The 6,373-nt window shown below is 40.8% G+C and carries 7 protein-coding genes and 1 tRNA gene; 6 read left to right on the top strand and 2 right to left on the bottom strand.

Features of this window, described 5'->3' with window-relative positions:
* On the bottom strand, nucleotides 1–1,025 hold a 1,025-nt coding region (locus ACESK1_RS05495), incomplete at its 3' end, for an alanine/glycine:cation symporter family protein (protein ID WP_372918728.1).
* 112 nt (nucleotides 1,026–1,137) lie between these two features.
* A complete protein-coding gene (locus ACESK1_RS05500) occupies nucleotides 1,138–2,727 on the bottom strand; it encodes a peptide chain release factor 3 (RefSeq protein WP_372918730.1) in 1,590 nt (529 codons plus the stop codon).
* Nucleotides 2,728–2,989: 262 nt separating this feature from the next.
* On the opposite strand from ACESK1_RS05500, the gene ACESK1_RS05505 reads away from it, so the two are divergent.
* From ACESK1_RS05505 to ACESK1_RS05530, 6 genes are all read left to right on the top strand, one after another.
* Complete coding sequence (locus tag ACESK1_RS05505; RefSeq protein WP_372918732.1) at nucleotides 2,990–4,480, top strand: OmpA family protein; 1,491 nt, start codon at nucleotides 2,990–2,992, stop codon at nucleotides 4,478–4,480.
* 51 nt (nucleotides 4,481–4,531) lie between these two features.
* A complete protein-coding gene (gene idi, locus ACESK1_RS05510) occupies nucleotides 4,532–5,050 on the top strand; it encodes an isopentenyl-diphosphate Delta-isomerase (protein ID WP_372918734.1) in 519 nt (172 codons plus the stop codon).
* The gene (locus ACESK1_RS05515) at nucleotides 5,047–5,457 is read left to right on the top strand and encodes a 6-pyruvoyl tetrahydropterin synthase family protein (protein WP_372918736.1); all 411 of its coding nucleotides are present in this window, start codon (nucleotides 5,047–5,049) and stop codon (nucleotides 5,455–5,457) included. Before idi ends, ACESK1_RS05515 begins: the two co-directional genes overlap by 4 nt.
* Nucleotides 5,458–5,913: a peroxiredoxin gene (locus tag ACESK1_RS05520; protein ID WP_372918738.1), complete on the top strand. Its 456-nt coding sequence runs from the start codon at nucleotides 5,458–5,460 to the stop codon at nucleotides 5,911–5,913.
* Between the two features lie 75 nt (nucleotides 5,914–5,988).
* A complete protein-coding gene (locus ACESK1_RS05525) occupies nucleotides 5,989–6,255 on the top strand; it encodes a hypothetical protein (protein ID WP_372918740.1) in 267 nt (88 codons plus the stop codon).
* A gap of 10 nt (nucleotides 6,256–6,265) precedes the next feature.
* Nucleotides 6,266–6,339 (top strand) — tRNA-Thr (locus ACESK1_RS05530).
* Nucleotides 6,340–6,373: the final 34 nt, after the last annotated feature.

The following is a 6,373-nucleotide window of genomic DNA, read 5'->3' on the forward strand; positions in this document are numbered from 1 at the left end:
TTAACACTAGTGGTCTGCCATACGCCGGTTACAAGAATTGTAAGCGCAGTTAAGGTACAAACGACCAAAGTATCTATTGCCGGCCCCATCATCGCGACAAGGCCCTCCCTGATGGGTTCTGAAGTCTTACTGGCTCCGTGAGCCATAGTGGCCGTTCCAATCCCTGCTTCGTTTGAAAATGCTCCTCTTCTGATCCCAAGCAAAATTAGTGCGCCTAAAACACCACCTAGTAGTGGTTCTCCTTTATAATTTTCAGCAGCAAAAGCATCTGTAAAAATAAGTGAGATGTAATACGGCACCTGCTCGTAATTCACGAAAAGAATAATCAAAACCGAAAAGAAGTAAAGTGCCACCATTGCCGGAACAAGTTTGGAAACAGTATAACCTATCCTTTTTAGGCCGCCCAGGATTACAAAGGAGGTGATGATAACGAGGATAATTCCAATAATGAGGTTGGTGAAAAACCCTGTAGGAACATTATTTGGTTCCAGCAGGATGAAATTGATGGCCTGAGTTAGCTGGTTTACGTTAAAAACCGGCAGCGCTCCTATGAGTCCGGCCACGCTGAAAAAAATAGCCAAAAATTTCCATTTTTTTCCAAGACCTTCCACGATATAATACATAACCCCACCCTGAATATTACCCTGAGAATCCCTGCCGCGATACATCACCGAAAGGCTGTTGGTAAAGAATTTTGTAGCCATACCTACTACAGCACTTACCCACAACCAAAAGATGGCTCCTGGTCCGCCAATGGCAATGGCTACGGCTACGCCCGCGATATTGCCCATTCCAACGGTAGAAGAAAGAGCGGTAGAAAGAGCTTGAAAATGGTTGATTTCCCCGGGATCATTTGGATTGTTATATTTTCCGCGAAGAACCTCCAAGGCATGACCCAGGTAGCGGAATGGTAAAAACCTGGAAAGTATAAGAAGGTAAATCCCTCCTCCAATTAATAAGATCACTAAGGGAATACCCCAGACTGCAGAAGCAAATTGGGCAACAATTTCATCTATTTCACTCATAAAATCAGGTTTGCGGTGAAAATATAGGAAATTAACTTCTATTTAAACGACACGCGCTTTAGGTTTATTTGAAGGGAAATGCTTAAGTACTAGACTTCAGGGAATTGTTAATTTAAAACTCTGAAGTAAAATGAAATTTGAGAGATGGATATTTCTGCTGTGTCATCTGTAATGAAAACTGCGAATCTGCAAAAAATACCAGCTGACCTTGTTTGTCTTTGGCAAGGAATTTAGCTTTCACCCTTTTAAAATCCTTGAATTCCTCACTCTTTTCATCCTCAGCTTCTATCCAGGTTGCTTTGTGAACATTCAGGTTTTCATAGGTACATTTAGCGCCATATTCGTGTTCCAACCTGTATTGAATCACTTCAAACTGCAGAGCTCCAACTGTGCCGATAACTTTTCGGCCATTCATTTCAAGGGTGAAAAGCTGGGCAACCCCTTCATCCATCAACTGATCGATCCCTTTTTCCAGTTGCTTTGATTTCATAGGATCGGCATTATTGATATAACGAAAATGCTCGGGAGAGAAACTCGGGACACCGCGATAGTTAAGTTGTTCGCCTTCAGTTAATGTATCTCCAATTTTAAAATTCCCCGTATCGTGAAGCCCCACAATATCCCCGGGATAAGAGACATCTACGATCTCCTTCTTTTCAGCAAAAAAAGCATTCGGACTGGAGAATTTCAGGTTTTTCCCCTGTCTTACATGAAGGTAGGGTTTGTTTCTTTCAAATTTCCCGGAAACTATTTTAATAAAAGCCAGTCGGTCCCTGTGCTTGGGATCCATATTGGCGTGAATTTTAAATACAAAACCGGTAAATTGTTCTTCATCGGGCTTTACGGTTCGGGTATCGCTATCTTTCGGGCGGGGTTTCGGAGCGATGTCAATAAAGCAATCAAGTAGTTCACGGACCCCAAAATTATTCAGGGCAGAACCAAAGAATACAGGTTGCAGATTTCCCTGCAGGTAAGCTTCTTTATCGAATTCAGGATAAACTCCCTGAGCCAGTTCCAGCTCTTCTCTAAGAGTATCAGCGGCCTTATTCCCAATCAGGTTGTCCAGATCTTCAGAATTAAGGTCGGAAATCTCCACGGTTTCTTCAATATCCTTACGGGGATCTCCTGTAAAAAGATTGACATTTTTCTCCCAGATGTTATAAATCCCTTTGAAATCGTAACCCATCCCAATAGGAAAACTTAAGGGGGTAACTGTCAGATTAAGTTTCTGCTCAATTTCATCAAGCAGTTCAAAGGCGTCTTTTCCTTCCCGATCCAGTTTATTGATAAAAACGATCATCGGGATATTTCGCATCCGACAAACTTCAACAAGTTTTTCGGTTTGCTCCTCAACACCTTTGGCCACGTCAATAACTACAATTACACTATCAACCGCAGTAAGGGTTCTGAAGGTATCTTCAGCAAAATCCTTGTGTCCTGGGGTATCCAGGATATTAATTTTTATGTCTTTATATTCAAATCCAAGAACAGAAGTAGCAACCGAAATTCCACGTTGGCGTTCAATTTCCATAAAGTCACTGGTCGCGCCTTTCTTGATCTTATTAGACTTTACCGCACCTGCCTCCTGAATAGCGCCACCAAAGAGAAGCAATTTTTCTGTAAGTGTGGTTTTACCGGCATCCGGGTGAGAAATAATACCAAAAGTTCGTCGTCTGCTAATCTCTTTCTGAAAGCTCTTCATTCTTAATTTTTAAGGCTGCAAAAGTACAGTTTTTTCAGGAATTAACCTGAAATGGGCACGGGCTAATTATCCCGCCTGTTTCTAAAAATTTCAGTTAAAATTTGAGCGTAAACAGATTTCAAGCCCTAAACAATACGTATTTTTACTTATTATGGGCCGCTTCTTCATTTATGGACTTATTTTGATGTTTTCTGCTGGAATTATTCCGCTGAAAGCTCAAGGTTTGCATCAGAATTTTTCAGCGGGTTCTTATATAATTAATATGGGTGAGAGACCGCAAACCCATGCAAATGCTCTGAAAGCTTATGGTCTTTTATACGATTTGCTTCAAAACCACGAAGTAGATATAAAATGGATTATCAATCCCGATAAAGCAAAAGATGGAATAGACTTTAGCTGTGGAGGGAAGGGTTACCGTTCCGGGGCTTTTCTGGTTCCGGTTTCTTATGTGAGTGATCAAGTAAGAGAAACTTTTGAGGCCTGGAAACACCAGGGAGTGATAATTCAAGAAATGCAGGAAGACCTGGTTCTCCCGGTGTTTACCAGTTTAACTCTCCCGCCACGTTGGACATTGGATAAGGAAAATGGCTATATAGCTGTTCCGTTTTTTAAGGCAGCAGGAATTCCTCCCTCGGCATATGGAGGTTCCCGGGTAGCAGGTTGGAAAAAACCTTCTGAACTGGGGGTTTGTGATGATATTTTTGTGCTTCCTCACGCCGACCCCAAATTTGATACTCATAAAAATCTTTATTACTGGAACCAAAAATATAAAGGTGCGATCTGGGCAGGATGTCATGCTGGGAGTATTCTTGAAAACCTTTCCGGTCCTCAAGAAGATTCAGAGGAACTTATTCAGCTCAATTTTTTATCCGCTGGTTTTCCCGGTGCCCGTAGCTCTGGACTTGTCCATTTCAGGGAGCATCGGCATGGTACGCCACCATATGAGAATAATTTTCCTGCAGATCCCGTCTCCCAGTACCTGGGAAGTCCCGATAAAGCGCACTTGAATGGTTCTGAAAGGATATTTTTTCCGAAGCGCATTAATAAATGGCGATCTGGAGCTAAGGTTCTGGTTTTTGATCCTGATGCCCCGGATATTCCTGATATTTCTAATGGAGAAGCAGCAGTAAGCATCTATGGCCATGGTTTTGATAATCCTGGAAATGGCCTGGTAATGTATCAGGCCGGACACAGTATTTATGGAGAAACCGAGGCACATGTAGCTGCTATGAGAGCATTTTTTAACTGGAGTTTTTATGCTACTGAAATTAAAAGGAAAGAAAACCTGGTAAGTTTTAAAAGCAGAGATTCCAATAAAAGAAATGTAGGTGCGAAAATAGGTGATGAACTTACCGATATTCTTAATATTGATCCTATTCATTTTGATCTGGATGAATATATAATCAAGGATAAGGTGAAACCTCAATTGACTGAAATTGCTGAATTCATATTGAAAAATCCCGCGATTCTAATTGATATCCGTTCTCATACCGATAGCCGGGCGAATGATGCCTATAATCAACAGCTTTCTGAAGACAGGGTAGAAGCGACCCGCAATTTTCTGATGGCCCTTGGCGTTGATGGAGATAGAGTTTCGGGAAGAGGTTATGGTGAAACTGAACCGATAAATAACTGTAAGAACGGAGTGCCCTGCAGTGAGAAACAGCACGAGGCCAACCGTAGGTCTGAATTTATTTTGTCTATAGATTGCCGGATCTATAATCAGGGAGAAAGATTTGCGATTATAGAATAACACCTTGTTAATCCTGAAGTCGATTTGTATTTTTGGCACACAAAGAAAAAAATGAAAGAAGAAAAAGTAATACTGGTTAACGATAAAGACGAGCAGATAGGGCTGATGGAAAAGATTGAAGCCCATGAAAAAGCCTTATTACACCGGGCGTTTTCGGTATTTGTCTTTAATAGTAAAAATGAACTCATGATCCAGCAACGGGCATTGGAAAAATACCATTCCCCTGGATTGTGGACCAATACCTGTTGCAGTCATCAGCGGGAGGGTGAGAGCAACATAGACGCCGGAAAACGCCGATTGATGGAAGAGATGGGTTTTACAACCGATCTTAAGGAAACGATAAGCTTCATTTATCGTGCTCCTTTTGATAACGGCCTAACCGAACACGAGTATGACCATATTTTGGTTGGGGAATATGAAGATGACCCTAAACCAAATCGCCATGAGGTGGCCGACTGGAAATGGATGTCTTTAGAGGATATCAAAGAAGATATGGAGTTACACCCTGATGATTATACCGAATGGTTTAAAATAATATTCGATAAATACTACAAACATATTCAGCAATGAGATTAACCGTACACAGAAAAGCTCATTTTAACGCTGCTCATCGCCTTTACAGAAAGGATTGGGATGATGCTAAAAATGAAGCCGTCTTCGGAAAATGCAGTAACCCTCATTATCACGGGCACAATTACGAGTTGGTGGTTTCTGTGAACGGAGAGATCGATGAGGAAACCGGTTTTGTAATGGATCTCAAATTGCTGAAAGAATTGATCTACGAAGAGGTAGAGGTGCCATTTGACCACAAAAATCTCAACGAAGAACTTCAGGAGTTTCAGGAACTTAATCCTACCGTTGAAAATATAGCGGTAGTGATCTGGAATAAACTCCGAAAAAAATTAAAACCTGAACTGGATCTGGAGGTCACCCTTTATGAAACACCCAGGAATTTTGTAACCTATAGTGGAGAATAAATGGAGTTAAATATTGGAGATAAGATTCCTGATGTGAAGCTGAAAAACGAAAAAGGAGAGGATTTCAGTTTCACGGAAATCGATAAGGCGATTGTGATCTATTTTTATCCTAAGGATTTCACACCAGGATGTACCAAAGAAGCCTGCGGTTTTCGCGATAGCTATGAAGATTTTAGAGATCTTGGGGCCGAGGTGATTGGAATAAGTTCAGATTCACAGGAGTCTCATTCAAAATTTAAAACTAAACATCAACTACCATTTCTTTTATTATCGGACCCGGAAAAGAAGGCGCGTAAAGCCTTTGGAGTGAAACCAAATTTCCTGGGATTGCTTCCTGGCAGGGAAACCTTCGTTTTTAATAGGGAGGGGAAACTTATTTATAAGTTTAATAGTATAAATTCCGGAAGACATATTGAAGAAGCCTTAACCGCACTTAAAAATAATCATCAGCTATAACTTAAATAGAAAATTGTTTTTTTAAGCGATTGATATCGAAAAATAGACTAAATTCGCAGCCGAAATTTAAGCATTATGGCAAGTAAAAGATTATTAAAAAGGGATGTGAATTATGTATTAGGCGACATTATTGAAGCTGCATACATCAACCAATTAGCAAACCCGAAACAAGACCCTAAGCAAACCGAAGAGATCGTTGATGAGGCGATTACCACTTTTGATGAGCTTATCGTGAAAATAAACCAAAAAGATGTTGAAAATAAAAAGCAACATTTTAAAGCGATAGAAAAAGAACTTGAAACAAAGGCACAAGGCCTTGTAGAAAAGATAAACGCTCTATAAGACGTTTTTCGCCGATGTAGCTCAGCTGGCTAGAGCAGCTGATTTGTAATCAGCAGGTCGTGGGTTCGAGTCCCTCCATCGGCTCAATTTCAAAACCTCTCTTTTGAGAGGTTTTTTT

The organism is Salegentibacter sp. (assembly GCF_041642575.1).
Lineage (GTDB): Bacteria > Bacteroidota > Bacteroidia > Flavobacteriales > Flavobacteriaceae > Salegentibacter.

What these genes read in the sequence shown, in the direction of transcription:
- ACESK1_RS05500 (WP_372918730.1), bottom strand. Translation starts at nt 2,727, where the DNA reads ATGAAGAGCTTTCAGAAAGAGATTAGCAGACGACGAACTTTTGGTATT.
- ACESK1_RS05505 (WP_372918732.1), top strand. Translation starts at nt 2,990, where the DNA reads ATGGGTGAGAGACCGCAAACCCATGCAAATGCTCTGAAAGCTTATGGT.
- idi (WP_372918734.1), top strand. Translation starts at nt 4,532, where the DNA reads ATGAAAGAAGAAAAAGTAATACTGGTTAACGATAAAGACGAGCAGATA.
- ACESK1_RS05515 (WP_372918736.1), top strand. Translation starts at nt 5,047, where the DNA reads ATGAGATTAACCGTACACAGAAAAGCTCATTTTAACGCTGCTCATCGC.
- ACESK1_RS05520 (WP_372918738.1), top strand. Translation starts at nt 5,458, where the DNA reads ATGGAGTTAAATATTGGAGATAAGATTCCTGATGTGAAGCTGAAAAAC.
- ACESK1_RS05525 (WP_372918740.1), top strand. Translation starts at nt 5,989, where the DNA reads ATGGCAAGTAAAAGATTATTAAAAAGGGATGTGAATTATGTATTAGGC.